Genomic DNA, 24,947 nt, shown 5'->3' with positions numbered 1-24,947 from the left:
GATCGTAGGTGCAGCTAATTCCGTGACTTGAGCGACTACCGAGGCTTGATGGTGGTGTCCGCGAGGACGCCCTCCGGCTTGTCGGGTCCGCAGGTCTTCGGATCCAGCACGACCAGGCGATACTGCCCGAGACCCGCCGGCAGGATCGCCATCACCGCGTCCCTGCCGTCGAGCGTGATCGGGCTGATGCCGAGCGGGTTGCCCGAGCTCGTGATGCCGCCGCCCTTCAGACAGCCGGCGAGGCGGTCCGGGGTCTCCAGCGGGCCGAAGTTCTGCGCTTTCAGCACGTCACCGACCGCGGAGCCGAGCTCGTCACCCTTCACGGCGAGCGGCGGAGAAGTCACGTTCGTGTTCGTCTTGGGGGTCTCCTGCGCCACCGGCGGGTTGTTCGCCTGCTGCGCGCCGGGAGACACGGCCAGCACGATGCCGAACGCCGCGGCCGCCGCGACCAGCACACCGGCGCCACCGAGGCCGAGCCTGCGGTTGCGGCGCCTGCGGGCCTCGTCCAGCGACACGACCGGAGCCGCGGGACGAGCCTCGGCCGCGAGAGCAGCGTCGATCCGCGCCGCCACGTGGTCGGGCATCGGGATCGGCGGCAACGCGTGCAGGTCCTCCAGCGTGGCGTCCAGCGCCTGCAGGATCTCCCTGGCCTCGGGGTCCGCCTCCACCCTCGGGCGAAGCTGTGCGGCGACCTCAGGGGGCAGCACGCCCGCGTGCAGATCCGCGATGAGGTCTACCGACCACGGCGGACCCATCGGCACGCGCTCCATGCCGGTCATCGGCCCTCCCACTGACGTTGCTCTTGCACATTCACACCGTCAGCTGGGACGTTCGCATCTGCGATTCGGTTCCTGAGGTGCCCGAGAACTTTGGCGAGCTTGGCGCGACCTCGCGCACACCGGCTCTTGACCGTGCCCTCCGCGATGCCCAGGAGCTGCGCCGTTTCGGCGACCGAGTAGCCCTCGACGTCCACGAGCACGATGGGCGCGCGCTGCTCTTCCGGCAGCTCCATCAGCGCTTGCTGCACGATCAGGCTGGTCTCGCGGTCGCTCATCGCGTCACGCGGCGCGACGGGCTCGCCGGGCCCGGCCTCGGGCAGCGGCACTGTCGGTCTTGTTTGTCGTCGCCTCATCCGGTCGAGGCACGCGTTGACCACGATCCGGTGAAGCCAGGTGGTGACCTGTGACTCCGCGCGGAACGACGAGGCCGCGCGGAAGGCCGAGATGAACGCCTCCTGCAGCGCGTCCGCGGCCTCTTCCGGGTCGCGCAGCGTGCGCAACGCCACGGCCCACATCCGGTCGCGGTGCCGTTTCACCAGCTCCGAAAACGCGTAGGGGTCACCTGCGGCGTGGGCCGAGATGAGGTCGGCGTCCGAGCTGGCTGCGGCGGTCACGCTGGGGAGGATAGCGAGCGTGATCACAGATCACCCGGAAGGGCCTGCCGCTTGCAAGGAACGCGGGGGCCCCGCGTTCCCCTGGAGGAAACGCGGGGCCCCCGCGTTCCCGTCGCAGCACGCCTACTGGGCGCGGGTGTAGAGGATCTCGCGGATTTCCGACTGGTTCTTGCCGCCGCCGGTGTTGGTCAGCTGGGTGATCCAGATCAGCACGTGCCCGGTCGGCTCGTGCTCGCTCAGCTGGATCTGGGTCTGCCCGTTGGACAGGTCGCCCTCACCGATGATCTTCGTCTCCTCCAGCGGCGAGTCCAGCGACGACGCCACCCGGATCTGCACGTGGGTCTTCTCGCTCGGTGAGGTGATCGTCACCGAGGCCAGCCGCACCGGCTCCGCGAACGACGCCATCAGCCCGATGCCCGGCTTCAGCGTCGGGAACTGCTGGAAGTAGTTGTCGGTCCGCCAGAACGTGCTCGCGTTGTTGTCGACCGCGCGGCTCGCCTGGTTCGCGTTGTCCGGCTGGTTCGTGACGTCGTAGACGCCGATCTGACCCGGCTGCACCGGTCCGGCCGGTGCGGGCGCGGGTGCGGACTGGCCGTTCGACCCCGGCTGGTTGATCACCACGGTCGGGCCGCCGCCGCGCGAGGGCTCGTCGCTGAAGAACCCGACGATCTGCACGCTCAGCCACACGATCACGGCCAGCGTGGCGACCGCGAGCACGCCGACGCTGATCCACAGCTTCTTCTTCTGCTGCTTGTCCTGCACCGGGCGCTGTGTCGTCCACACGACCTGTTCGTCGTCGTCCCCGGACGACACGGCCGGGATCAGCGAGGTCTCGGCCTCCTCGGCCGCGATCTGGTTGAGGACCTGCAGGATCGCCGCGGACGTGCGGATGCCGCCGACGCTCGTGTCCTCCAGCGACCGCACCGCGACCGACGACAGCTCGTGCGGCAGGTACGGGTGCAGCGCGTTCGGTGCCACGACGGAACCGTCCGGCCCGGTCGGGGCCACCGGCACTTCGCCGGGGCCGCCCGGCAGCGCCCACCGGCCGGTGAGCAGCAGGTACAGGATCGCGCCGAGGCCCTTAACGTCGTCACGTGCGATCGCGTCCGGCCGCGGACCGGGGAACGCGAGGCGCAGGCGGCCGTCCGAGGTGACCCGGATGCGCTGCGGGTGGTCGGCGCCCAGCACCAGACCGGCGTGGTGCGCGCCCTCGATGGCGGCACCGAGCGGTTCGAGCAGGCGGGTCGCGGCACCCGCCGGCAGCGGGCCCTCCGCGATCAGGTCCATCAGGTCGGTGCCCTGGGTCCACTCGGCCACGACCATGCCGAGGATGCCCTCGTCCGGCCGGATGCCGGTGCCCGGCGTGAGCACGTCGATCACCCTGGAGACACCGGGGTGCGTGAACGACGCCGCGTGCATCGCCCGTTCGACCGTCCTGCGGGCACGGGCGGCGGCTGCACCGTCCGCCAGATCACCCAGCAGCACGGTCAGCGCCACGTCCCGGTTGAGCTGACCGTCGCGGGCTCGCCACAGTTCGGCGTTGGACCGGGCGTCCGTTCCGGATTTCGCGAGCAGCCGGTAGCGGCCGTTGCCGATGACGCCGCCGGGGACCAGGGCGGCGTGAACTCCGCTACTCACGGGCACGAGGGTACGGGACGGGGCTCACGACGAGGGGTCACCGCCGCCGCACCAAACGGTTGATCTTGTCGATCGCCGGCTTCATCTCGGGTACCTGGAACGCCGCCAGAAGGCCGTACGAGAGCGGCAAACCGATCAACGTCACCACGATGACCTCGACCCAGCTGGACACGAACACGCTCGGGGATCCGAGCGCCTGCTGCACCAGCCAGTTGACGCCCTTGGCCACCGCGAACGCCAGCGACGACGCCACCACGGTGAGGCAGACGGTCCAGATGGTGAAGCCCGTGCGCAGCCGGCCGAGCCGGATCCGCAGCCACACCTGACCGACGACGGCGCCGAAGACGAAGCTGAGCGCCATGGCGAGCGACACGCCGACGGCGAGCTGGGTGGCGTCGCCGGGCGCGGACACGTTGAGGAACACGTAGAGCAGTGCGATGCGAACCGCCACGATCAACGCCTGGATGTACGTCGGCGTGCGTGCGTCCTTCATCGCGTAGAAGACCCGCAGCTGCAGCAGCGTGATCGCGTACGGCACGAGGCTGAACGCCGAAAGCGACAGCGCCAGGCCGATCCGGGTGCCGGTCACCACGCCGGCCTCGCCGTACGCGAAGGCGGCGAGACCGATGGACACACCGGACACCGTCATCAGAGCGCTGAACGGCATCAGCAGGATCGACGACATGCGGTTGCCGAACAGCAGGTCGCGCACGATCGCGTCGTTGTCGTTGTGCGCGGCGGCCCTGCTCATCTTCGGCATCAGAGCGGTCAGCAGCGAGACGCCCAGCACCCCGTAGGGCACCTGCGAGATGAGCCACTGGTAGTTGAACGCCACCAGCGTGCCCTTGGCGTTGGTCGCCACGTTGGTCAGCACCGTCATGCTGGCGAGGCCGAGCCCGACGTACAGCAGCACCCAGAACGCGAGACCGCCGAACTCCGAGAGCCGGGAGTCCCAGCCGAACTTCCACTTGAACCGGAATCCGGTCTTCTTCAACGCCGGGACCAGCACGGACGCCTGCACGGCCACACCGAGGGCCGTGCCGAGACCGAGCACCAGCAGGTGCACGTCGGTCATCCGGACCGGGTTGAGCGTGAGCTCGCCGGGCAGCATCGCGTAGACCGCGAGCACCACGATGACGACGACGTTGTTCAGGACCGGTGCCCACGTGGGCAGGCCGAACACGTGCCGCGCGTTCAGCACGGCGCTGAGCAACGCCGTCAGACCGTAGAAGACGATCCCCGGCAGCACGAGGTACGCGAACGCCGTGACCAGCTCCGGGTTCGCTTCCTTCGAGTCGGCGATGTAGATGTCGGTAAGCAGCGGCGCGCAGGCCATGGCCAGGACCGTGCCGACACCGAGGATCAGCGTGCCCATGGTGATCAGCCACTGGGCGTACGACTCGCCGCCGTCGCCGTCCTCCTTCTCGGCGCGGACCAGCAGCGGGATCGCCACGCTGGTCAGCACGCCGCCGAGCAGCAGCTCGTTGATCATCGTGGGCAGCGTCGACGCCGCCTGGTAGGAGTCGCCGAGGGTTTCACCGCCGATGACAGCGATCAACAGGACCTTCGAGAGCAGGCCGGTGGCGCGGCTGACGATGGTCGCGATCGCCATCGAGCCGCTGGCCCTGGCTACCGAGGGGCCTTGTTGCTGGGGGGTCTCTGGTTCGGTGGTCGTGGCTGTCTCGCTCACGCGCTCGACTTCTCCGGTGTCACGTTCTCGATGGACGGTGCTTCGCCGCCGCCCTCGCCGTTGCGAGCGCGGACCCGCTTGTAGATGCGCCGTCCGGAGAGCAGGACGAGCGCGATCGCGGCGATCACGGTGACGATCACCGTGATGGTGCCGTAGGCGGACGACGACACCTCCAGCTTGACAGTGTCACCCAGAGCGACGCCCTCGGGAGTGGTCAGCCGGACGTTCACGGGGAACCGGCCGGAGCGCAGCACCTCGACCGGCACCCGCACGACGCGCTCGCCGCGGGCGGGAAGGACCTGGTCAGCGAGGTCGAGCTTGCGGATGCCCGGGGTGTCGGCCAGCACGATCCGCACGGTGACGCGGACGTCGAGCTTGTTCGTGATCGTGACCGGGATCGGGCTGTCGCCGGAGCCGAGCAGGATCGGGCTGGCTGGCGGCGTGACGGCGACCATCCCGGTCAGCGAGTTCAGTTCGGCCTGGCTGATGTAGGAGGCGGACCGGGCGCCCTCCTCGTTCGCCCGCCACGCGCCGGACATCGCTCGCAGCAGCCCGAGCCACAGCGGACCGGCGAGGTCGGCGGGTGACGCGTGCTCGCTGTCCTCCTGCTGCATGGCAGCGACCACGCCGCTCAGCTCGACGCTCTGCCTGGTCACCGAGTCGGCGACGGGGGCGGAGATCTCGCGCGCGCCGGCCTCCGGCGGGTAGGCGATCTTGGCCGTCGTCACCGACGGCGTGGCCTTGGTGAGCTCCTCGAGAGAGGTCTGGGCCGCGTAACCGCTGCCGAGCAACCGCTGGGCGGCGCTCAGGAACTCGGTCATCTCCGAGAGCGGCGCGTTCCACCTGCGCGGTGGCGTGACCACCACGTTGCGGCCGTCGCCCTGCCAGCCGGCGCGGTAGACCAGCACCGAGAGCGCGTTCTGCACCGACACCGGCTGGTTCTCGACCGGCGTGGTCACCCCGGACAGGGTGCGCGGCCGGGACCCGCTGCCCTGCAGCGCGTCCGAGACCATCGAGTCGATCTTCACGGCGGTCACCGGGTGTTGGCCGCCGATGCCGACCGGACCGGTGCCCGGCGCGTCGGCCAGGCCCGTCGGGTCGAGCAGCACCGCCTTCATGCCCGCGTACTTCTGCTCGGGCAGCGGCGTGGCCAGCTCGTCGAACGTCGGCTGGTCCAGCACGCCGTCCTCGGGCCAGACGAAGTCGGGCAGCGGCTGCACGCCCAGGATCTGCTGGATGAGCTTGGGGCCGTCGGTCAGCGCGAGCGTGCGCATGGTGGCGAGCTTCGCCCGGTTCAACGCCACGAGGTCGGCGTCGGCGTACGGCAGCGCGACCACGCAGCGGCCGGTGACGGCGAACTTGAGCCGGTCGAGCCACAGCTTGGCCTCGGCCCTGCCCCTGCCCTCGCCGCCGCCGCGGACCCGGTAGCCGGTGCTCATGGCCTGGACGGTGCGCAGCAGGTCGGGGTCGATCGCCAGGCACATCGAGGTGCTCATGGAGGCGATGGCCTCCTCGTAGGCCTGCAGCAGGCCGTACAGCCGTCCGGTGGCCGAGAGGGACGTGGCCAGCTCGTCGTCGACCAGTTCGGACTGACCCTCGCCGCCGAGCCGGACCAGCCGGGGCCGGTCCGCGACGGGCCACAGCACGGTGAGCTTGGCGGGAGCGCCCGGCTTGCCCTTCGTCTCGCCGCCGGGAACGCCCAGCACGGGCAGCAGCGTCGAGAGCGCCGCGAGCCGCGCCTGGCCGCCGTAGTCCGGCTTGCCGTTGATGTTGGCGAGGATCGGGTAGATGCCCGGCTTGTCGATCGCGAGCGAGGTGGGCTCGGGCCCGCGCAGCGGCACCTCGAGCGTGAAGTCCTTCTGCTGGCCAGGCTCGAGCTCGTCGGCGACCTCGGTGAACTTCGGCTGGACGAACTCGGCGGCCGCGGGTTCGCGCAACGCCTTGCGCAGGTCGTCCTCGGTGTCGAGCGACTCGCCGCGCTCCAGGCGCAGCACGATGTCGGAGACCTTGCGGTCGCCGACGTTGACGATCTTGCCGGTGATCTTGACGGTGGCCGGGGAGTCACTCGTCACGAACCGCGGCGTGAGCTGGCTGATGTCGAGCCGCAGGAACTGGGGCTGCTGCTGGCCCGGCTGGGCCGAGAGGGTTCTGGTCGCCCACACCTGGGTGGCGGGCGCGAAGGGCAGCGCGTCGGCCTGGTCCGGCTGGGACTGCTCGACGGCGCCCGCGGGCGGCGTCACGGTCACCAGGAACGCGGCGACAGCGGCTGTGCAGACGAGCTTCCTCACGCTCACGCCGACTCCGCTCCGTTGCGGCAGCGGTCGGCGAGCAGTTCGGCGGCTCGGCGGACCAGGCGGCGCTCGTCGGCATACGCGAGTCGCTCGTCCAGTTCGCCGAGTGGCACCCACGCCACCTCGGTGACCTCCACGTCTTCGTCGGAAAGCTCTCCCCCCAGCGCTTCGAGGAGGAAGTGGTGAACCGTCTTGTGCACCCTGCGGTCGTCAGCGACGAACCAGTAGTCGATCGACCCCAGCGGGCGCAGCACCCTGCTATGAATACCGGTCTCCTCGGCGACCTCGCGCACCGCGGTCTGTTCCGCGGTCTCGCCGGCCTCGATGTGACCCTTCGGCAAAGACCACAGCAACCGGCCCCGCCGGTCAAGTCTGCCGATCACCGCCGCCCGTTGCTCGCCGTCGAGCACCAGGCCACCCGCCGACGTCTCGTCGACGGTCTTCAGCCTCCGGCCCCGGCGCCTCTTCCGGCGCCCCGGTTTGGGACCACCTCCGGATCGTGCGGCTGACGGGGGCATACGGCCGATCGTACTTACGAACCTTAAGTACGCTGGTTTCTCGTGTCTCGATCGCTCCAGCAGAATGCGGTGGTGGAACAACCCGCCGTCACACCAGTCGTCGCTGAGCTCGCCGCTCGGTTCGCCGCCGAGGGCAAGCGCCTCTACCTCGTAGGTGGCAGTGTGCGCGACGCCGTGCTGGGGCGCCCGACGAACGACTTCGACTTCACCACGGACGCGCGACCTGCGGAGATCCAGAAGCTGCTGAGCGGCTGGGCCGACGCCCAGTGGGACACCGGCATCGCGTTCGGCACGGTCGGCGCGTCGAAGAAGGGCGAGATCCTCGAGATCACGACCTTCCGCGCGGACGTCTACGACGGCGTCACCCGCAACCCCGAGGTGACCTTCGGCGACAGCATCGAAGGCGACCTGGTCCGCCGCGACTTCACGGTCAACGCCATGGCGTTCGACATCGCGGCCCGCGAGTTCGTGGACCCGACCGGAGGCCTGCAGGCGGCTCGCGACGGCGTGCTGGACACACCGGCGACCCCGCAGGAGTCGTTCGGCGACGACCCGTTGCGGATGCTGCGCGCGGCGCGGTTCGTCTCCCAGCTGGGCTTCACCGCGGCGCCGCGGGTGGTCGAGGCGATGCGGTCGATGGCAGGCGAAATCGCCCGCATCACGCCGGAGCGCGTGCAGGTGGAGCTCTCGAAGCTCCTGTGCGGCGCGCACCCGCGCCGCGGCATCGAGCTCATGGTCGAGACCGGGCTGGCCGACATCGTGTTGCCAGAGCTCACGGCCATGAAGCTGGAAATCGACGAACACCATCAACACAAGGACGTCTTCGACCACTCGCTGGTTGTGCTGGAACAGGCAATTGATCTTGAAGATGTTGATCATTCACCCGATCTGGTGTTGAGGATCGCGGCCCTCCTGCACGACATCGGCAAACCGGCGACCAGGAGGTTCGAGCCGGGCGGTGGCGTCTCGTTCCACCACCACGAGGTCGTGGGCGCGAAGATGGTCCGCAAGCGCTTGCGGGCGTTGCGGTACTCGAAGGAGATCACCGAGGACGTCGCCAAGCTCGTCTACCTGCACCTGCGCTTCCACGGCTACGGCAACGGCGAGTGGACCGACTCGGCCGTGCGCCGCTACGTGACCGACGCGGGAGATCTGCTGCCGCGGCTGCACAAGCTCGTCCGTGCCGACTGCACGACGCGCAACAAGCGCAAGGCGAACCTGCTGCGGCGGACGTACGACTCGCTGGAGGAGCGCATCGCGCGCATCGCGGCTGAGGAAGACCTCGCGCGCGTGCGGCCGGACCTCGACGGCAACGAGATCATGAAGCTGCTCGGGTTGCCGCCGGGTCCGCAGGTCGGTGCCGCGTGGAAGTTCCTCAAGGAGCTGCGGCTCGACCGCGGACCGCTGGAGCGCGACGAGGCCGAGGCGGCGCTGCTCGACTGGGCGCGCGAGCAGGGGATCACTCCGCCATCCCGGTGACGCATCGTGAGCGCATGAAATCCCCGCGTTAGCGAACTGACAGCGCCGGGCTGCACCATTGACGTGCGCTAGGGGTGCGCATGGGGGTGGTGCAGATGTTCACGTGGGGACTTTCCGCAGGTCCGGCGGTACACGACCTGGACGTGCTGACCGACGACCAACGGGCGGTGCTGCGGTGTCTCGCGCGCGGTCACGCCGACCACGAGATCGCGCGCGTGCTCGGCATCGGGCAGCAGCGGGTGGCCGACGAGGTGGCCGACATCCTGCGGCGCCTGGATCTACCCGATCGGGTGGCTGCCGTCGTTTTCGCTCACGAGGCCGGGATGCTGCACCTGCCGTTTCCGCGCTAGGAGCAGCAGGTAGGCGGCCAGACCGACCAGGTAGAGGCTCGCGGCGGTGAGGATGAGACCGGGCGAACGCCCGTCCAGGGGGACCACCGTCGCCGTGATGGACACCGCGGTGACCTGCGTGACGTTGAACAGGGTGTCGTAGAGGGCGAACACCCGGCCGCGCACTTCGTCGCCGACGTCGTGCTGCACCGCGGTGTCCACGCAGAGCTTGACGATCTGACCGGCGAAGATGATCACGAAACTGGCCGCGAGGATGGTCGGCAACGTCATCGGCAACCCGAGCCCGACCTGGGCGGACGCGGTGAGGAGCAGCGCGGCGCAGATCGTGGTCCTGACGCCGAACCTGTCGACGATCCGGTCGGTGAGCACACCGGCGAGCAGGATGCCAGCGCCACCGGCGACGGCGACCTCGCCGAGCCCGCCGATGCCCGCCTTGAGGATGCCGACGTCCTCCAGGCTGTAGCGCATCAGCAGCAGCGTGACCATGAGGCTCACACCGAACGCGGCCCGGTGCGCGAGCAGAGCGGCCAGCCCCGCCGTGACGTTCGGGGTGTGCCAGGTGGCCTTCGCGCCGTCCAGCAGACCGCGGGCGACGGCCTTGAACGCGTTGGGCGGCTCGTCGACCTCGTCCGGCCCGAGCACGCCCGCCCTGAACCGGCTGGCGATGAACGCGCTGAGCAGCATGCCCACGACGGCGATGCTGGTGGTCCACGCCGATCCGCCGTCACCGGCGCCGAGGAGCGTGCGGAACCCGATCGCACAGGCCGCGCCGACCACCGCCGTGATCGCGCCCGCCGTCGTGGCCAGCGCGTTCGCCTCGACCAGGTGGTCGGAATCGACGACGTGCGGCAGGGAAGCGCTCAGCCCGGATCCGACGAACCGGCCGATGCCCATGACGACGAGAGCGGAGACGTAGAGCGGCAGCCCGCTCAGCCCCGCGCCGACCGCGAGTGCGGTGAGCAGCACGAACGCCGCGCGCGAGAGGTTCGCGACGACGATGACCTTCTTGCGGTCCCACCGGTCGAGCAACGCACCCGTGAACGGCCCGATGATCGAGTACGGCAGCAGGAGCACGGCGAACCCGGCCGCGATGGCCGCGGGATCGGCCTGCCGCTCGGGGTTGAAGAGCACGGCGCCGGCGAGCCCGGCCTGGAAGAGACCGTCACCCCACTGGGAGGCGAGACGGGTCGCGAGAAGCCTGCGGTACTCGGGGATGCCGAGGAACCGGCGTGATCCCCAGTGGTGCTTCTCCACCGCAAGCGTTGTCACTGTTGCACTCTATGCGCGCGTGGGTGAAAACCACGAAAGCCGGACCTCACGGTCCGGCTCCCCTGGATCGGATGCCAGGTCGCCTCTCGGCGCGATGCACGACGCGGCTCCAGCCGTACGGTATTCCGCGAAGGCGGTTGTCTGTTGAGCCCGGGGGACACAAAGACATCCGACACCTGAGTCTAACCGGGCGCGGCCCTGAGTTGTTCCGGCGATCACGGATGATTTCATGGTGACGTGCGTCCCGATGCCGAGGTCGAGCCAGGCTCCCTGTTGGTTGCCGCCCCGAGCCTGAACGACCCGAACTTCAAGCGCACCGTCGTCTACATCATCGACCAACGTCCAGAGGGGACCCTCGGCGTCGTCCTGAACCGCCCTTCCGAGGTGGCGGTGCACGACGTCCTGCCGCCGTGGGGCCCGCACGTCACCAAGCCGCGGTGCATCTACATCGGTGGCCCGGTCGAGCAGAAGACGGCGCTGTGCCTGGCGGCCCTGAAGGCGGGCACCGACCCGTCCAAGGTGGAGGGTCTGGTCGGAGTGCAGGGCCCGGTCGCGCTGATCGACCTCGACGCCGAGCCCGACGACCTGATGCCCCTGGTCCGCGGCCTGCGCGTGTTCGCGGGCTACAGCGGGTGGGGCGAGGGCCAGCTCGCCGGCGAGATCGACCGCGGCGACTGGATCGTCGTCACCGGCCTGGCCGACGACGTGCTGGTGGGCGCGAACGTCGACCTGTGGGGCAGGGTGCTGCGCCGGCAGGGCATGCCGCTGGCGCTGCTGTCGACCTACCCGACCGACGTCCGCACCAACTGATTCACGTGAAACTTCGGATCACAGCCCGGTGAGCGGCGAGCAACCGCCACCACCGCAGGCGCAGCCACCGCAGCCCTTGGGCTTGACAGGCTCGGGCACCAGCGCCGCCGCCCGGCTCCCCGCGATGCCTCCGGCGAAGGCGATCCCGAGGGCGCCCACCAGTCCGATGATCCCAGCGGTGACGGCCAGGTCGGCCATGACGAACGCCATCGTGCCCGACACGATCGCGACGACACCGGCCGCGACGTTCGGCACCCCGGCAACGCGGTTGGCCAGTGCGAACGTCTCCTCGTCACGCAGAGCCGCCGCCGTGCGCACGCCGACGAAGCGGTTGCGCCGCAGCTTGCCCTGCAGACCCAGCAGACCGACCGCGCCGAGAGCGACGCCGAGCACACCCAGGACGACCGACAGCACGATGTTCACCACACGAGGGTAAGGCGAATCCTCAGTTCACCTGGCAGTCACCCCGGTCAGATGTGCTGTGCGCCATGCTCAGACGACTCCTGCTCGTCCCGGTGCTGCTCGGTCTGTGCGCGACTCCCGCGCAGGCGCACAACCCCGAAGTCCGGTTCATCACCGAACACGTCGTGCCGAAAGGCCTGGTCGTGGGTGGTACGACGGTCGGTGGCCTCTCCGGTCTCGACTACGACCGCCGCACCGGCAAATGGATCCTGATCAGCGACGACCGCGTGGCGCCCCGGTTCTACGAGGGCAGGCTTTCGCGCAAGGGCGTCGAGTTCACGGACGTGCACTCTCTCGTGGGTCCCAACGGCCCGTATCCGGCGGGCACGGTCGACCCGGAGGACATCCGGGTGGATCGCCGGACCGGCGACCTGCTGTGGAGCCAGGAGGGCGACCGCACGCCGACCACGCTCATCGACCCGTCGGTGCAGTTCAGCAAGCGTGACGGGGCGTTCGGCCGGGCCTTGCCCACGCCCGAGGACCTCAGGATGAAGCCGGAGTCCGGCCCGCGGCGCAACGAGGCCCTGGAAGGCCTGACCTTCGCTCTCGGCGGCACCCTCGTCGTGACCGCCGTCGAAGGCCCGCTGCTGCAGGACGGCCCGCCGGCGACCCCGGCCAAGGGCGCGGTCTCCAGAGTCGTCGTCCAGACGCGCACCGGCCAGGTCGTCGCCCAGTACCGCTACCAGCAGGAACCGCTGTTCGCCCCGGACGCGAGCACGGGCGTCACGGCGATCCTGGAGAAGTCGCCCGGCGTCTACCTCGTCCTCGAACGCTCGTACAGCCCGACTCTCGGCAACAAGGTCCGGCTGTTCGAGTACCGGCCGCTGCAGAACCGGAAGCGCCTGCTCGCGGACATCGGCACGTTCCCGGTGAGCAGGGTCGACAACCTGGAGGGCATGGCCTGGGGCCCGGACGGCACGTTGTGGCTGGTCTCCGACGACAACTTCAACGCGACCCAGGTCACCCAGTTCATCGCGCTTGCGGTGCGCTGATACCGTTGACGACATGAGCACGGCCCGCCTGCTCCTTAGTTAGCCGCGCAGACCTGATCGAAAGACGGTCGGCGCGGCAGCCCCCATGCCCTCTCGGGCTGGGGGTTTCGTCATGTCAGGGGCAGGATCGATGGAGAGGGACTCATCATCATGAGCACGGACGCGGCGGAGATTCCCGCCTACCGCTACACCGCCGAGCTGGCGAACCAGATCGAGAAGCGGTGGCAGCAGTACTGGGAGGACCACGGCACCTACCACGCGCCGAACCCCGCCGGGGCGCTCAAGGGTGACGTGCCCGCGGACAAGCTGTTCGTGCAGGACATGTTCCCGTACCCGAGCGGTGCCGGGCTGCACGTCGGCCACCCGCTGGGCTTCATCGGCACGGACGTGTTCGCGCGCTACCACCGCATGAACGGCCGCAACGTTCTGCACACGATGGGCTTCGACGCGTTCGGCCTGCCCGCCGAGCAGTACGCGGTGCAGACCGGCCAGCACCCGCGCAAGACCACCGAAGACAACATCAACACGTACCTGCGCCAGATCCGCAGGCTGGGGCTGGGCCACGACGAGCGGCGTCGCATCTCGACGATCGACCCCGAGTACTACAAGTGGACTCAGTGGATCTTCCTGCAGATCTTCAACTCCTGGTACGACCCGGACGCGCGCAAGGCTCGTCCGATCGCCGAGCTGGTCGCCCAGTTCGAGTCTGGCGAGCGGGACGTTCCGGACGGTCGCAAGTGGTCTGAGCTGTCTTTTGCCGACCAGCAAAGGATCTTGGGCGATTTCCGCCTGGCCTACTTGTCGGAGGCGCCCGTCAACTGGTGTCCCGGACTGGGTACTGTGCTGGCGAACGAAGAGGTCACCGCCGACGGACGCAGTGAGCGCGGCAACTTCCCGGTGTTCAGGAAGAACCTGCGCCAGTGGATGATGCGCATCACCGCGTACTCGGACCGGCTGATCGACGACCTGGACCGGCTGGACTGGCCGGACAAGGTCAAGGCCATGCAGCGCAACTGGATCGGGCGCTCGCATGGTGCCCGTGTCCGATTCGCGGTGGGAGACGAGAACATTGAGGTCTTCACGACCCGTCCGGACACGTTGTTCGGCGCGACCTACATGGTCCTGGCACCGGAACACGAGCTGGTGGACGCGATTGCGGCGCCCGATCGCGTGGCAGACATCGCGGCGTACCGACGGGCTGCGTCCCTGAAGTCCGAACTGGACCGTCAGGAGAACAAGGAGAAGACCGGCGTCTTCATCGGGGCGTACGCCACGAACCCGGTGAACGGCCAGCAGATCCCCGTCTACATCGCCGACTACGTGCTGATGGGCTACGGCACCGGCGCGATCATGGCCGTGCCCGGCCAGGACCAGCGCGACTGGGACTTCGCGAAGAAGTTCGACCTGCCGATCATCCGCACGGTCCAGCCGCCCGCCGACTTCGACGGCGAGGCGTACACCGGCGACGGCCCCGCGGTGAACTCGGGCTTCCTGGACGGCCTGTCCATCGACGACGCCAAGAAGACGATCATCGGCTGGCTGGAGGAGAACGGCCACGGCCACGGCACCGTCCAGTTCAAGCTGCGCGACTGGCTGTTCAGCCGCCAGCGCTACTGGGGCGAGCCCTTCCCGATCGTCTACGACGAGAACGGCACCCCGATCCCGCTGCCGGAGTCGATGCTGCCGGTCGAGCTGCCCGACGTCGACGACTACTCCCCGCGCACGTTCGACCCGGAGGACGCGGACACCGAGCCGTCGCCGCCGCTGTCGCGCGCGACCGAGTGGACCACCGTCGAGCTGGACCTGGGCGACGGTGTTCGCACGTACCGCCGCGACACGAACACCATGCCGAACTGGGCGGGTTCGTGCTGGTACCAGCTGCGCTACGTCGACCCGGTCGAGACCGAGCGGTTCGTCAACCCGGAGAACGAGAAGTACTGGCTGGGCCCGCGCACGGCCGAGCACGGCCCGACCGACCCCGGCGGCGTCGACCTGTACATCGGCGGCGTCGAACATGCAGTTCTGCACCTGCTGTACTCGCGCTTCTGGCAGAAGGTCCTGTTCGACCTGGGCCACCTGACCGGCGACGAGCCGTACCGCCGCCTGTTCAACCAGGGCTACATCCAGGCGTACGCGTACGTCGACCCGCGCGGCGTCTACGTCCCGGCCGACGACGTCGTCGAGGAGAACGGCAAGTACTTCTACAACGGCGAAGAAGTCCGCCGCGAGTACGGAAAAATGGGCAAGAGCCTGAAGAACGTCGTCACGCCGGACGAGATGTGCGAACGGTACGGCGCCGACACCTTCCGGTTCTACGAGATGTCCATGGGCCCGATGGACGTCTCCCGCCCGTGGGCGACCAAGGACGTCGTTGGCGCACAACGCTTCCTGCAGCGCCTGTGGCGCAACCTGATCGACGAGACCGACGGCTCCCTGCGCGTGACGGACGAGGAGCCCTCGGTCGAAGCGCTGCGCCTGCTGCACAAGACGATCGCCGGCGTCCACGACGACTACGCCAACCTGCGCTACAACACGGCAGGCGCAAAGCTGATCGAGCTGAACAACTACGTCACCAAGCACTACGCCGCCGGCACGCCCCGCGCCCTGGCCGAGCCCCTGGTGCTGATGCTGGCCCCGCAGGCCCCGCACGTGGCCGAGGAACTGTGGGCGAAGCTGGGTCACACGGGCTCGCTGGCGCACGGCCCGTTCCCGGTGGCCGACGAGCAGTACCTGGTCGAGGACACCGTTGAGTACCCGATCCAGGTCAACGGCAAGGTCCGCTCGCGGGTCGTCGTTTCGGCCTCCGCCTCGCAGGACGAGATCAAGGCCGCGGCACTGGCCGAGGAGAAGATCGCCGAGCTGGTCGCCGGTGGCGAGCCGCGCAAGGTGATCGTCGTCCCCGGTCGCCTGGTGAACGTCGTTCTGTAGCACCGAGACGAGCCGGCGCGGCTACGGCTGCGCCGGCTCGGGCCACAACTCCGGCGCCGGGCCGAACGCGCGCCGGGCGGCCCGGACCGCCAGGGCAGCCACGGTGGCGTTGGCAGCACCGCCGATCGCCGCGCCGATGCCGAACGGGACAGCACGGCCGAGCACGACGATCCCCTGCTTCGTGCCGTACTTGGTGATGAAGTTCTTGCCCAGGACCTTGTTGATCTGTTTCAACGTCGCCGTCGGCACCATGCTGACGAGCTGGCGAGCCCAGTGCTGGCCGGTGCGCTCGGCGACCTTGCCGATGGTCTTGGAGCCGGACTCGCCGAGCAGGATGCCCAGTACGAGGGTCCGGCGGCGTTCGATCTCGTCGAGCGCGACTCCGTGGACTTCGGCGACCGAGAGCACGAACAGGGCGCTCAGTTCGAGCGAGGAGAGTGCTTCGCCCGCCGACAGCGCCAGCGCGATACCGGTGCCGACACCTGGCGCGGCCGCGGCGCCCCCGACAGCGGCTCCTGTGCTGGCCAGGGCGCTGACGTACATCTTCTCCAGGGTGCTGACGACCTCCGCCGGTGTCGCCTCCGGATTGCGCTGGCGGGCCCTGGCGATGTTCTTGCGGACCAGCGGTGTCTGGAGGCCGATGGCCTTGTCCAGCAGATCGAGGACGAACTGTCCCCGCCCGCCCGGCGACGAGACCGGCCCTTCGAGGGCGTCAGGTTGATCAGGAGATGCTGCCGGATCCGTGGCGTCGACCATGGTCATATGTCGCCGAACACCTGACCGGCGCTACACCGCTCATCGAGCCGAGTCGTCCTCCTGGAACCCGATGTCCGACAACATCTGGTCGAGCATGCTGTCGAACATCGGCTCAGGGTTGCTCACCGTGAACGGGAACCTCCCGAACACCTCCAGCGCCACGTGCCCGTACAGCCGCACCCACGACTGCACCACGTGGTAGATCTTCCCGAGATTCAGGACGTCGTCCTCGATCGTCACCCCGTGCACCGACACCGCGTCCATCAACACCTGTTGGAACCTGACCAGGTCCTCGTGCAGCACTTCGGGCACTTCCTCGTCCGCGTGCTTGACGACCAGGTTCGACGCGATCAGCCGACCGGCCAGCTGCAGGAACACCGACCCGAACTGGTCGGCGCCCAGCGGGTCGCGGGGCGAGGCGAAGACCAGCGCGAACTCCTGGGGATGGGCGAGCGCCCAGCGGCGGAAGCCCCGGCACACCGCCCTGACCTGGCACCCCACCTGCCCTGACGTGTCCGCGGCGAGGTCCGCGTAGAGGACTGCTGCCATGTCGGCGCAGATGTCGTCGCAGAGTTGCCGCAATAGCGCGTCGTGGGAGTCGTAGTAGCGGTACAAGGCGGGCGCGGTGATGCCCAGCTCGCGTGCGATGGCACGCAGGGTCACCGCGTCGCGGCCGCGTTCCACCAAAAGGGCGCGGGCCGCCTGCCGAATCTCACGCTCGGTTTCTGCGCGGAGCCGTTCTCGGCGAGTGGCCTCGGTCATATGTCACTCCATCGGGTTGTAGACCTCGTCCACCGCCCGTACGGTTTTTGGTGAACGGTGTTTACAAGAGTTCACGGGATTTACAGCACGGTAACCCAGGAGGCCGTCGTCGATGTTCGCGAAGTGGGGCTCTATCGCATATCGCCGCCGGTGGGTGGTGTTGATCGCGACCGTACTGCTCGCCGTGCTCGGCGGCGTGTGGGGCATGGGCGTGTTCGACAAGCTCAGCCAGGGTGGGTACGAGGCTCCTTCCAGCGAGGCGGCGCGGGCCGACAAGGTAGCTGAGGAGGCGTTCGGGCGGCAGAACGGTGATGTGATCGTCATTTATCGCGGCGATTTCGCGAACCCGCTCGAGCTCAAGAAGATCGCCGACCACATCAGCGGCTTCCCCAAGGACGACGTGCTGAAGACCGTCGGGCCGGTGCCGTCCGACGACAAGCAGCAGGCGCTGGTCGCCATCACGCTCTCCAGCGGTGACTCGAACGAGCAGATCAAGCAGTTCGAGGACATCCAGAAGCAGCTGAACGTCGACGGCTTCACCCAGCAGGTCGGTGGGCTCGTGCCCACCCAGAAGGCCATCAACGACATGTCGCAGGCGGACCTGACGCGTGCGGAGATGTTCTCGTTGCCGCTGGTCCTGCTGTTGCTCGTGATCATCTTCGGTGGTCTCGTCGCCGCCAGCCTGCCGGTGGTCGTCGGCGGGCTCGCGATCATGGGTGCGCTCGGCGTGCTGCACGGCATCGCGATCTTCACCGAGGTCAACTCGTTCGCCGTCAACGTCGCGTCCCTGCTCGGCCTGGGCATGGCGATCGACTACGGCCTGTTCATGGTCGGACGGTTCCGCGAGGAGCTCGCGGCAGGGCGCACGACCGAACAGGCGGTGGGCCGGACCGTGGCGAGTGCCGGCCGCACCGTCATGTTCTCCGCGACGCTGCTGGTCATCGCGCTGGCCGGGTTGCTGATCTTCCCGCACGGCTTCCTGAAGTCCCTCGCGTACGGCGGCATGTCGTCGGTCGCGATCGCCGCGCTGGTCTCGCTGACGCTGCTGCCCGCGTTGCTCGGCGTGCTCGGCCACCGGGTCGACAAGCTCGCCATGCCGTGGCGCAAGAAGGAGCCGAGCGAGCGCGGCTGGCGCAGCCTGAGCGGCAAGGTCATGAAGCGGCCGCTGCTGTTCGCCGTTCCGCTGATCGCGGTTCTCGCTGCCCTCGGCGCGCCGTTCCTGAACGTCCAGTTCGGACAGGTCACCGAGAAGGTGCTGCCGGAGGGCAACGCCGTGCGCGTGGCCACCGAGAACATCAACCACAACTTCTCGGCGCTCTCCAACACCGGTCTCAAGATCGTCGTCAAGGGTGGCGACCAGGCGGCTGTCCAGGAGTTCCTGGGCAAGGTCAAGGACGTCAAGGGCATCGGCGAGGTCCAGCCGCTCGGCGCGGACAAGGGCGTCACGTCCGCCTCGGCCGGGCTGGAGCACGACGCGCTGAGCGACGAGTCGAAGCAGGCGCTCGAGGACGTCCGGGCGCTCACGCCTCCGCCGAACGCCGAGGTCCTGGTCGGCGGCACCACGGCCATCGTCACGGACTCGCTCGACGCCATCGCCGACGGGCTGCCGTTGATGATCGGGCTGCTGGTCGGCGCCACGCTGATCCTGATGTTCCTGGCGTTCGGCTCGGTCGTGCTGCCGATCAAGGCCGTGGTGATGAGCGCGCTGTCGTTGTCCGCGACGTTCGGCGTGCTGGTCTGGGTCTTCCAGGAGGGCCACGGCGCCGACCTGCTCGGCATCACGCCGGGACCGCTCGAGTCCGGCATCGTCGTGCTGATGGCCGCCATCGTGTTCGGTCTGTCGACGGACTACGAGGTCTTCCTGCTCAGCAGGATGGTCGAGGCCCGCGGGCAGGGCGCCACGACCGAGGAAGCGGTGACCACCGGCCTGGCCAAGACCGGCCGGGTGATCACGTCGGCTGCGCTGCTGCTGATCGTCGTGACCGGTGCGTTCGCGTTCTCGCAGGTGGCGATGATGCGGTTCGTCGGCGTCGGCATGATCCTCGCGCTGGCGCTCGATGCCACGGTCGTCCGGATGCTGCTCGTGCCGGCCGTGCTCAAGCTGCTCGGCAACGCCGCGTGGTGGTCACCCGGTCCGCTCAAGCGGATCCAGGAACGCCTCGCGCTTCACGACGAGCCGGTCGACGACGACTTCGACGACGAGGTGCGCGAGCCCGTCGCGGTCGGCTGACCGGGAGGGAAGGCGATCATGGCCGCGTCGAACTGGCGCGGCCTCGTGTCCCGCAGGTCGGCGGGCTTCATCCGGTAGGTGGCGAGCACCGTGTTCGAGCTGTCCAGGACCGTCGTCGTCGCGCCGGTCGCGAGGAAGACCCTCGGGTCTCCCGGCGCGATGGCGACGCTCGGTGCGTTGATGGGCAAGCGTTCGCGGACCGTCATGGTCGCCGTGTCGATGACCGCGACCGACCCCTCCTTCGCGAGCGCCAGGTAGACGGTGGCGCCGTCCGGGGTGACGGCGAGGCTGCCCGCTCCCCTGCCGACGCTCATCGTGCCGACGACCTGGTTCGTCGTCGTGTCGATCACCGACAGCGTGCCCGGCGTCTGCTCGCCCAGCCGCATGCTGCTCACGTAGAGGCGCTTGCCGTCCGGTGAGATCGCCAGGTACTGCGGCAGGCCGCCGACCTGCACGGTCGAGGTCTGGAACGCCGTCGCCGTGTCGACCAGGCCGACGGTGCCGTCCTGCGCGTTCGCCACGTAGAGGATCTGGTTGTTGGGGTGGACGGCGAGACCCTGCGGCTGGCCGGGCACCTTGACCGCCGCGACCAGCTGGAAGGTCTCAGGGTCCACCACCGCCACGCCACCGCTCGCCGACACGTAGAGGCGCTTTCCGTCCGGGCGCATCGCCGCGTGGGAGAGCTGCACCTGCGTGAAGAGCCGGTCGATCACCGCGCCGGTGTTCGGGTCGACCTCGGTGATCGCGCCCGTCCAGCCGTTGACCACGTAGACCCGCTGCCCGTCCGGCGACACGGCGACACCGGTCGCGCGGCCCGCCGTGTCGGCGTGCGCGAGCACCGTGCCGTTCCTGGTGTCGACGACTTGGACGAGCCCGGTCTTGGCCACCACGTACGCGCGCGGAACCGCCGCTGCAGAAGTGGTCGTGTAGTCGTGCCGTTGCTCGACACCCATCGCCGCGATGGCCGCTGAGAGCGCTAGAACCGCGGCCACGAGGCGTGGCTTTGCCATACGCCCGATGGGACCACTTCTGGGTGCTTTCGATCTACTTCCGTCACCCGTCAGAGGGAAATCTTTGCCCGGTCGTAGTACTACTCGGGAGTTCGAGCGCTGGCGACCAACTTGGCGTAGCGGGTACCTGCGGTCAACAACACCAGACCGGCGCCGAGGAACGCCAGCACGCGGGCGACACCGTCCAAAGCGGCCAGGTCGAACGTGACCAGCTTGATCACCGCCGCACCGACCAGGATCAGACCGGAGATTCGCAGCGCCTTGTTGTTGATTCCCTTCACCAGCAAGAACAACGCGGCGATCGTCCACGACACGGTGACCACCGAGTGTCCGAAGAGGAATCCGCTCTCGTCCGGCGAGACGAGCAGCGCCGCGCACAGCACCGCACCGGCCGCGCCGTAGAGCAGCACGAGCCCGGCGGCGATCCACGGGACCGGGTGCTTGGCCGGCTCGCGCAGCACCTGCATCTTCAACGCGGCCCACGGCGCGGTGGCCGCGAAGACGCCCAGCACGAGCGCCGTGACGAGGCCTGCCGCGTAGTCGCCGGAGCCGACGGTGACGTAGCGCGGTTCCTCGACCAGCCACGTGATCGGCACGGCCTGACCGACCGCCATCAGGAACCCGACGGCACCGAACACGATCGACCCCACCAACGCGCTGCGCTTGTCGAGCCGTGCCGCGAGGAACGCGAGCAGCACCGCCTCGGCCAGCACGATCGCCGTGCGGACGTTGCCGTCGAGCGCGATCACCGTGGTCTGGAACAACGCGAGCATGCCGGTCGCCCCGGCCGCCGTCGTGAACGAACGCGGCAGGTCGGGCACCATCCAGATGGCCAGCAGCACCGCGGCCACCGCACCGGCGAGCACGGAGTTGGCCGGGTCCTCCAGGAGCGTCGTCGCGAACAGCGCGGGCAGTGCCGAGCCTGCGACCAGCGCGACCGCGACGATGTCGTCCGGCCGCTTCCGGATGGTCAGCAGTGCGACCGTGATGCCGACGACGGTCGTGGCAGCGGCGACCCCGACGACCGTCCACTCGTAGTCGCGCGGGATGGCGTTCGCCGTGGTGAACAGCGAGGCGATGATCGGCGGGAAGCCGCCGGCGATCGCGAGACCCGGCCAGTTGCGCTGGATCTGGACCGGTGTGCTGGCCATCTTCAGCACCAGCAGGAACCCGACCAGCAGCACCGTGAAGCCCTCGGTCAAGATCGGCGCACAGATGGCGCACGCTGCGACGACACCGACCGCGAGCGTTTGCGAGTCCCACCGCAGCGCGAGTACGACACCGGTGGCCGCGACGCCGAGCCCGACGACGAGACCCACCGGCGGGGGCAGGTACTCGTAGAGGCTCGTCGCGGCGATGACGTCGAGGTAGAGGCCAGCGAAACCGGTGGCGGCCAGCGCGAACGCCCCGGTGCGACCGGCCGGGTTGCGGTGCAGCCAGATGCCGATGCCCACGAGCGCACCGCTGAAGACCGCACCGCCGATCACGCGCGGCAGCGGACCGAGCCACCCGCGCTGGATGGCGAGGATCAGCAGCAGCACGAAGCCGAGCACGGTGATCGCACCACCGACCCAGGCCAGCAGCTTCGACCCGGCACCGTCCTTGCCGAGCTTCTCGAACAGCGACTCGCGCGGCTGCGGAGGAGCCCACGGCTGTTGAGGCGGAGGCTGCGGCCACTGCTGCTGCACCGGTGGCGGCGGCACGACCGGTGGCGCCGGAACCGCGACAGGAGGAGCCGCCACGGGTGGTGGGGCGACCGCGGCCGAGTGCTCCCGCATCTCCGCGCTGATCGTGACCAGCCGCTGCCCGATGGCCGCGAGCTCCAGCGCGAGGCGCTGTTCGTACCCGAGGCGGTCCTGTCCGTTCATGAGATCAGGGTGAGGCAGAGCACGTCTGGTGACATCCGTACACCTACTCATCCGGCTTGACTACATCCATGTGTAATCGATTAACTACGGCCTCGTGACGACCATGAAGGACGTCGCGCAGCACGCAGGCGTCTCCACGGCCACCGTGTCGCGCGTGCTGAACGGCCATGCCGCGCCGACCCCCGAGACCCGTGAGCGGGTGCTCGCGGCGATCGAGGAACTCGGCTACCGGCCCAACGCCCTGGCCCGGTCCCTCCGGACCACCAGCACCCAGACCCTCGGTCTGGTGATCAGCGACCTGCTGAACCCGTTCTTCGCCGAGATCGCGCGAGCGGTCGAGGACGAAGCCCGGTCACACGGCTACTGCGTCGTGATCGGGAACGCCGACGAGAGCGCCGAGCAGGAGGCCACCTACGTGCGCACCCTGCTCGACCGCCGGGTGGACGGCCTCCTGCTGTGCCCCGCGACCGACGACCCGAGCCTGGTTCGCGAAGTGAGCGCAGGTGGCGTTCCGCTCGTCCTGCTCGACCGGACGGTCAGGGGCGCGACATGCCCCGTCGTCCGCGCCGACGGCAGCGAGGCATTGACCGCGCTCGCCCGGCGGCTCGTCGGCGCCGGCCACTCCCGCATCGGTGTGATCGCGGGACCGCCGAACACCTCCACTGGAAGAGAACGAACCGACGTGCTCACCGCCGTGCTCGGTGGCGTGGCGCAGATCGTGCACGGCGACTTCCGCCAGGAGAGCGGCAGCCAGGCCGCCGCGAGGCTGATCGACGACGGCGCCACCGCGCTGGTCGTCATGGACAACCTGATGGGCCTCGGCGCGTTGGGCGAGATCAGGGCCCGTGGCCTGCAGATCCCGCACGACATCGCGCTCGCGGTGTTCGACGACCAGCCGTGGTTCCCGCTGCTCGACCCGCCGATCACGGTCATCGCCCAGCCGACCGTGGAGATGGGCCGTGCCGCCGCCCGCAGCCTGCTGGCCCTGATCAACGGCCAGCAGCCCGACGACGTCCGCCTCACCGCGAAGCTCGTGCTGCGCGGTTCGTGCGGGGAGGCCGAGCTGTGAAGACGCTCATCACCGCCCGTGGCATCACCAAGCAGTTCGGCACGACCAGGGCGTTGGACGGGGTCGACCTCGACATCAACGCCGGTGAGGTCCACGTGCTGCTCGGCGAGAACGGTGCGGGAAAGTCCACTTTGGTCAAGGTGCTCGCGGGCATCCACAGCCACGACGAAGGCACGATCGAGGGCAAGGCCAGCCTCGCCGTCATCCACCAGGAGCTCGCGCTGGTCCCCGAGCTCAGCGTCGCGGAGAACCTGTTCCTCAACCGGTTGCCGAAGAAATTCGGCTTCGTCGACCGGGCCGAGATGCGCCGCCGCGCCCCCAAGCTGCTCGAGCGGGTAGGTCTGAACGTCGACCCGAACGCCAAGGTCAAAGACCTCGGCATCGCCCAGCAGCAGATGATCGAGATCGCTCGCGCGCTCGACAAGAACGCCGGCGTGCTGATCCTCGACGAGCCGACCGCGGTCCTCACCGACACCGAGACCGACCGGCTGCTGGAGATCATGGCTCAGCTGCGCGAGAACGGCGTGGGTCTCGTCTTCATCACCCACCACCTCGACGAGATCCAGCGCATCGCCGACCGCATCACGGTCCTGCGCGACGGGCGCAGCGTCGGCGTCCTCGGGCCGAAGGCCACCACTCAGCACATGATCGAGCTGATGGTCGGCCGCCCCATCGAGGAGCAGTACCCGCGTGCCCGCAAGCGTCCGGGCCAGCCGCTCCTGCGCATCTCGAACTTCACCAGGCGCGGCGTCTTCCGCGACATCAACATCGAGGTCCGCGCGGGCGAGGTCGTCGGCGTCGCCGGTCTCGTCGGCGCTGGCCGCACCGAGGTCGCGCGGGCGGCGTTCGGCGTGGACGACTACGACTACGGCACGGTCGAGGTCGACGGGAAGCCGTTGCCCCGCAACAACGTCCAGGCCGCCATCAAGGCAGGGCTCGGCCTGGTCCCGGAGGACCGCAAGGGCCAGGGTCTCGTGCTGACCGCGTCCGTCGGGCAGAACCTCGAACTGGCCACGCTGGCGAACCGCGACTCCAAGCGCCTGACCGACATCGCGGGCAAGCTCCGGATCAAGGGCCGCGTCGATCAGCCCGTGAAGGAACTGTCCGGCGGCAACCAGCAGAAGGTCGTCATCGGCAAGTGGCTGCTGGCCGACCCGAAGGTGCTGATCCTCGACGAGCCCACGCGCGGCGTCGACGTCGGCGCCAAGGTCGAGATCTACGAGCTCATCAACCGCATGACCGCGCAGGGACGGGCCGTGCTGCTCGTGTCCAGCGACCTGCCCGAGGTGATCGGAATGAGCGACCGCGTCGTCGTGATGGCACACGGCCGAGTGGCCGGTGAGCTGCCGAAGGGCGCAACCCAGGACCAGGTGATGGCACTCGCCGTGCAGGAGATCTCCGCATGACCACGATCAACAGCAGTCGCCGTACG

Annotated in this window: 20 protein-coding genes; 8 read left to right on the top strand and 12 right to left on the bottom strand. The window is 69.1% G+C overall.

The window, feature by feature from the left end; genetic code table 11:
* Window positions 1-35 precede the first annotated feature (35 nt).
* The 6 genes from IEZ09_RS05410 to IEZ09_RS05385 all read right to left on the bottom strand — a co-directional run bounded on the left by IEZ09_RS05410 (window position 36) and on the right by IEZ09_RS05385 (window position 7,530).
* On the bottom strand, window positions 36-779 hold the full coding sequence (locus IEZ09_RS05410) for an RsmA family anti-sigma factor (protein WP_229812263.1): 744 nt from the start codon (window positions 777-779) through the stop codon (window positions 36-38).
* Complete coding sequence (sigM, locus tag IEZ09_RS05405; protein WP_030465635.1) at window positions 776-1,393, bottom strand: RNA polymerase sigma factor SigM; 618 nt, start codon at window positions 1,391-1,393, stop codon at window positions 776-778. The genes IEZ09_RS05410 and sigM overlap by 4 nt, the downstream gene beginning before the upstream one ends.
* 123 nt (window positions 1,394-1,516) lie before the next feature.
* Window positions 1,517-3,031 carry a protein kinase family protein gene (locus tag IEZ09_RS05400; RefSeq protein WP_189252442.1) on the bottom strand — a complete coding sequence of 505 codons (1,515 nt, stop codon included), beginning with the start codon at window positions 3,029-3,031 and terminating at the stop codon, window positions 1,517-1,519.
* Window positions 3,032-3,068: 37 nt separating this feature from the next.
* Complete coding sequence (murJ, locus tag IEZ09_RS05395) at window positions 3,069-4,721, bottom strand: murein biosynthesis integral membrane protein MurJ (RefSeq protein WP_229812262.1); 1,653 nt, start codon at window positions 4,719-4,721, stop codon at window positions 3,069-3,071.
* Window positions 4,718-7,015 (bottom strand): DUF6049 family protein, encoded by a 2,298-nt coding sequence (locus IEZ09_RS05390; protein WP_189252441.1) that lies wholly within the window; start codon window positions 7,013-7,015, stop codon window positions 4,718-4,720. The genes murJ and IEZ09_RS05390 overlap by 4 nt, the downstream gene beginning before the upstream one ends.
* Entirely contained in the window at window positions 7,012-7,530 is a 519-nt protein-coding gene (locus IEZ09_RS05385) for an NUDIX hydrolase (RefSeq protein WP_109630078.1), read from the bottom strand. Before IEZ09_RS05385 ends, IEZ09_RS05390 begins: the two co-directional genes overlap by 4 nt.
* A 42-nt stretch (window positions 7,531-7,572) precedes the next feature.
* On the opposite strand from IEZ09_RS05385, the gene IEZ09_RS05380 reads away from it, so the two are divergent.
* Both IEZ09_RS05380 and IEZ09_RS05375 read left to right on the top strand, forming a co-directional pair.
* Window positions 7,573-9,009 carry a CCA tRNA nucleotidyltransferase gene (locus IEZ09_RS05380; protein WP_189252440.1) on the top strand — a complete coding sequence of 479 codons (1,437 nt, stop codon included), beginning with the start codon at window positions 7,573-7,575 and terminating at the stop codon, window positions 9,007-9,009.
* Between the two features lie 80 nt (window positions 9,010-9,089).
* The gene (locus IEZ09_RS05375; RefSeq protein ID WP_189252439.1) at window positions 9,090-9,359 is read left to right on the top strand and encodes a response regulator transcription factor; all 270 of its coding nucleotides are present in this window, start codon (window positions 9,090-9,092) and stop codon (window positions 9,357-9,359) included.
* Here IEZ09_RS05375 and IEZ09_RS05370 read toward each other — a convergent pair.
* Entirely contained in the window at window positions 9,288-10,628 is a 1,341-nt protein-coding gene (locus tag IEZ09_RS05370; RefSeq protein ID WP_229812261.1) for an MFS transporter, read from the bottom strand. The genes IEZ09_RS05375 and IEZ09_RS05370 overlap by 72 nt on opposite strands.
* Before the next feature lie 237 nt (window positions 10,629-10,865).
* On the opposite strand from IEZ09_RS05370, the gene IEZ09_RS05365 reads away from it, so the two are divergent.
* Window positions 10,866-11,438 carry a YqgE/AlgH family protein gene (locus tag IEZ09_RS05365; RefSeq protein ID WP_189252438.1) on the top strand — a complete coding sequence of 191 codons (573 nt, stop codon included), beginning with the start codon at window positions 10,866-10,868 and terminating at the stop codon, window positions 11,436-11,438.
* Window positions 11,439-11,456: 18 nt separating this feature from the next.
* On the opposite strand, the gene IEZ09_RS05360 is transcribed toward IEZ09_RS05365, so the two are convergent.
* Window positions 11,457-11,861, bottom strand: coding sequence for an SdpI family protein (locus IEZ09_RS05360; RefSeq protein ID WP_189252437.1), 405 nt, complete (start codon window positions 11,859-11,861; stop codon window positions 11,457-11,459).
* 65 nt (window positions 11,862-11,926) lie between these two features.
* On the opposite strand from IEZ09_RS05360, the gene IEZ09_RS05355 reads away from it, so the two are divergent.
* Window positions 11,927-12,892: an esterase-like activity of phytase family protein gene (locus IEZ09_RS05355; protein WP_189252436.1), complete on the top strand. Its 966-nt coding sequence runs from the start codon at window positions 11,927-11,929 to the stop codon at window positions 12,890-12,892.
* 150 nt (window positions 12,893-13,042) lie between these two features.
* The gene (leuS, locus tag IEZ09_RS05350) at window positions 13,043-15,820 is read left to right on the top strand and encodes a leucine--tRNA ligase (protein ID WP_189252435.1); all 2,778 of its coding nucleotides are present in this window, start codon (window positions 13,043-13,045) and stop codon (window positions 15,818-15,820) included.
* 21 nt (window positions 15,821-15,841) lie between these two features.
* Here leuS and IEZ09_RS05345 read toward each other — a convergent pair whose 3' ends face one another.
* Both IEZ09_RS05345 and IEZ09_RS05340 read right to left on the bottom strand, forming a co-directional pair.
* A complete protein-coding gene (locus IEZ09_RS05345) occupies window positions 15,842-16,582 on the bottom strand; it encodes a hypothetical protein (RefSeq protein WP_229812260.1) in 741 nt (246 codons plus the stop codon).
* A 33-nt stretch (window positions 16,583-16,615) separates the two neighbouring features.
* On the bottom strand, window positions 16,616-17,338 hold the full coding sequence (locus tag IEZ09_RS05340) for a TetR/AcrR family transcriptional regulator (protein WP_189252434.1): 723 nt from the start codon (window positions 17,336-17,338) through the stop codon (window positions 16,616-16,618).
* Between the two features lie 157 nt (window positions 17,339-17,495).
* Between IEZ09_RS05340 and IEZ09_RS05335 the strand changes: the two genes are divergently transcribed.
* The gene (locus tag IEZ09_RS05335) at window positions 17,496-19,568 is read left to right on the top strand and encodes an MMPL family transporter (RefSeq protein ID WP_229812294.1); all 2,073 of its coding nucleotides are present in this window, start codon (window positions 17,496-17,498) and stop codon (window positions 19,566-19,568) included.
* On the opposite strand, the gene IEZ09_RS05330 is transcribed toward IEZ09_RS05335, so the two are convergent.
* Entirely contained in the window at window positions 19,505-20,578 is a 1,074-nt protein-coding gene (locus IEZ09_RS05330) for a YncE family protein (RefSeq protein WP_189252432.1), read from the bottom strand. The two genes, IEZ09_RS05335 and IEZ09_RS05330, sit on opposite strands and share 64 nt — an antisense overlap.
* Before the next feature lie 80 nt (window positions 20,579-20,658).
* Entirely contained in the window at window positions 20,659-22,446 is a 1,788-nt protein-coding gene (locus tag IEZ09_RS05325; protein ID WP_189252431.1) for a DUF2339 domain-containing protein, read from the bottom strand.
* 103 nt (window positions 22,447-22,549) lie between these two features.
* Between IEZ09_RS05325 and IEZ09_RS05320 the strand changes: the two genes are divergently transcribed.
* Together IEZ09_RS05320 and IEZ09_RS05315 are read left to right on the top strand one after the other, a co-directional pair.
* On the top strand, window positions 22,550-23,515 hold the full coding sequence (locus IEZ09_RS05320; RefSeq protein WP_229812293.1) for a LacI family DNA-binding transcriptional regulator: 966 nt from the start codon (window positions 22,550-22,552) through the stop codon (window positions 23,513-23,515).
* Window positions 23,512-24,921 carry a sugar ABC transporter ATP-binding protein gene (locus IEZ09_RS05315; RefSeq protein ID WP_189252429.1) on the top strand — a complete coding sequence of 470 codons (1,410 nt, stop codon included), beginning with the start codon at window positions 23,512-23,514 and terminating at the stop codon, window positions 24,919-24,921. Before IEZ09_RS05320 ends, IEZ09_RS05315 begins: the two co-directional genes overlap by 4 nt.
* Window positions 24,922-24,947: the final 26 nt, after the last annotated feature.

It is taken from the genome of Lentzea flava, from assembly GCF_014648475.1.
GTDB lineage: Bacteria > Actinomycetota > Actinomycetes > Mycobacteriales > Pseudonocardiaceae > Lentzea > Lentzea flava.
This window is presented reverse-complemented; position numbering and strand designations above follow the sequence as displayed.

Excerpts from the sequence above, each read along its gene's own strand:
- IEZ09_RS05410 (WP_229812263.1), bottom strand. The coding sequence starts at position 779 with ATGACCGGCATGGAGCGCGTGCCGATGGGTCCGCCGTGGTCGGTAGAC.
- IEZ09_RS05385 (WP_109630078.1), bottom strand. The coding sequence starts at position 7,530 with ATGCCCCCGTCAGCCGCACGATCCGGAGGTGGTCCCAAACCGGGGCGC.
- IEZ09_RS05375 (WP_189252439.1), top strand. The coding sequence starts at position 9,090 with ATGGGGGTGGTGCAGATGTTCACGTGGGGACTTTCCGCAGGTCCGGCG.
- IEZ09_RS05355 (WP_189252436.1), top strand. The coding sequence starts at position 11,927 with ATGCTCAGACGACTCCTGCTCGTCCCGGTGCTGCTCGGTCTGTGCGCG.
- leuS (WP_189252435.1), top strand. The coding sequence starts at position 13,043 with ATGAGCACGGACGCGGCGGAGATTCCCGCCTACCGCTACACCGCCGAG.
- IEZ09_RS05345 (WP_229812260.1), bottom strand. The coding sequence starts at position 16,582 with ATGACCATGGTCGACGCCACGGATCCGGCAGCATCTCCTGATCAACCT.
- IEZ09_RS05340 (WP_189252434.1), bottom strand. The coding sequence starts at position 17,338 with ATGACCGAGGCCACTCGCCGAGAACGGCTCCGCGCAGAAACCGAGCGT.
- IEZ09_RS05330 (WP_189252432.1), bottom strand. The coding sequence starts at position 20,578 with ATGGCAAAGCCACGCCTCGTGGCCGCGGTTCTAGCGCTCTCAGCGGCC.
- IEZ09_RS05325 (WP_189252431.1), bottom strand. The coding sequence starts at position 22,446 with ATGAACGGACAGGACCGCCTCGGGTACGAACAGCGCCTCGCGCTGGAG.
- IEZ09_RS05320 (WP_229812293.1), top strand. The coding sequence starts at position 22,550 with ATGAAGGACGTCGCGCAGCACGCAGGCGTCTCCACGGCCACCGTGTCG.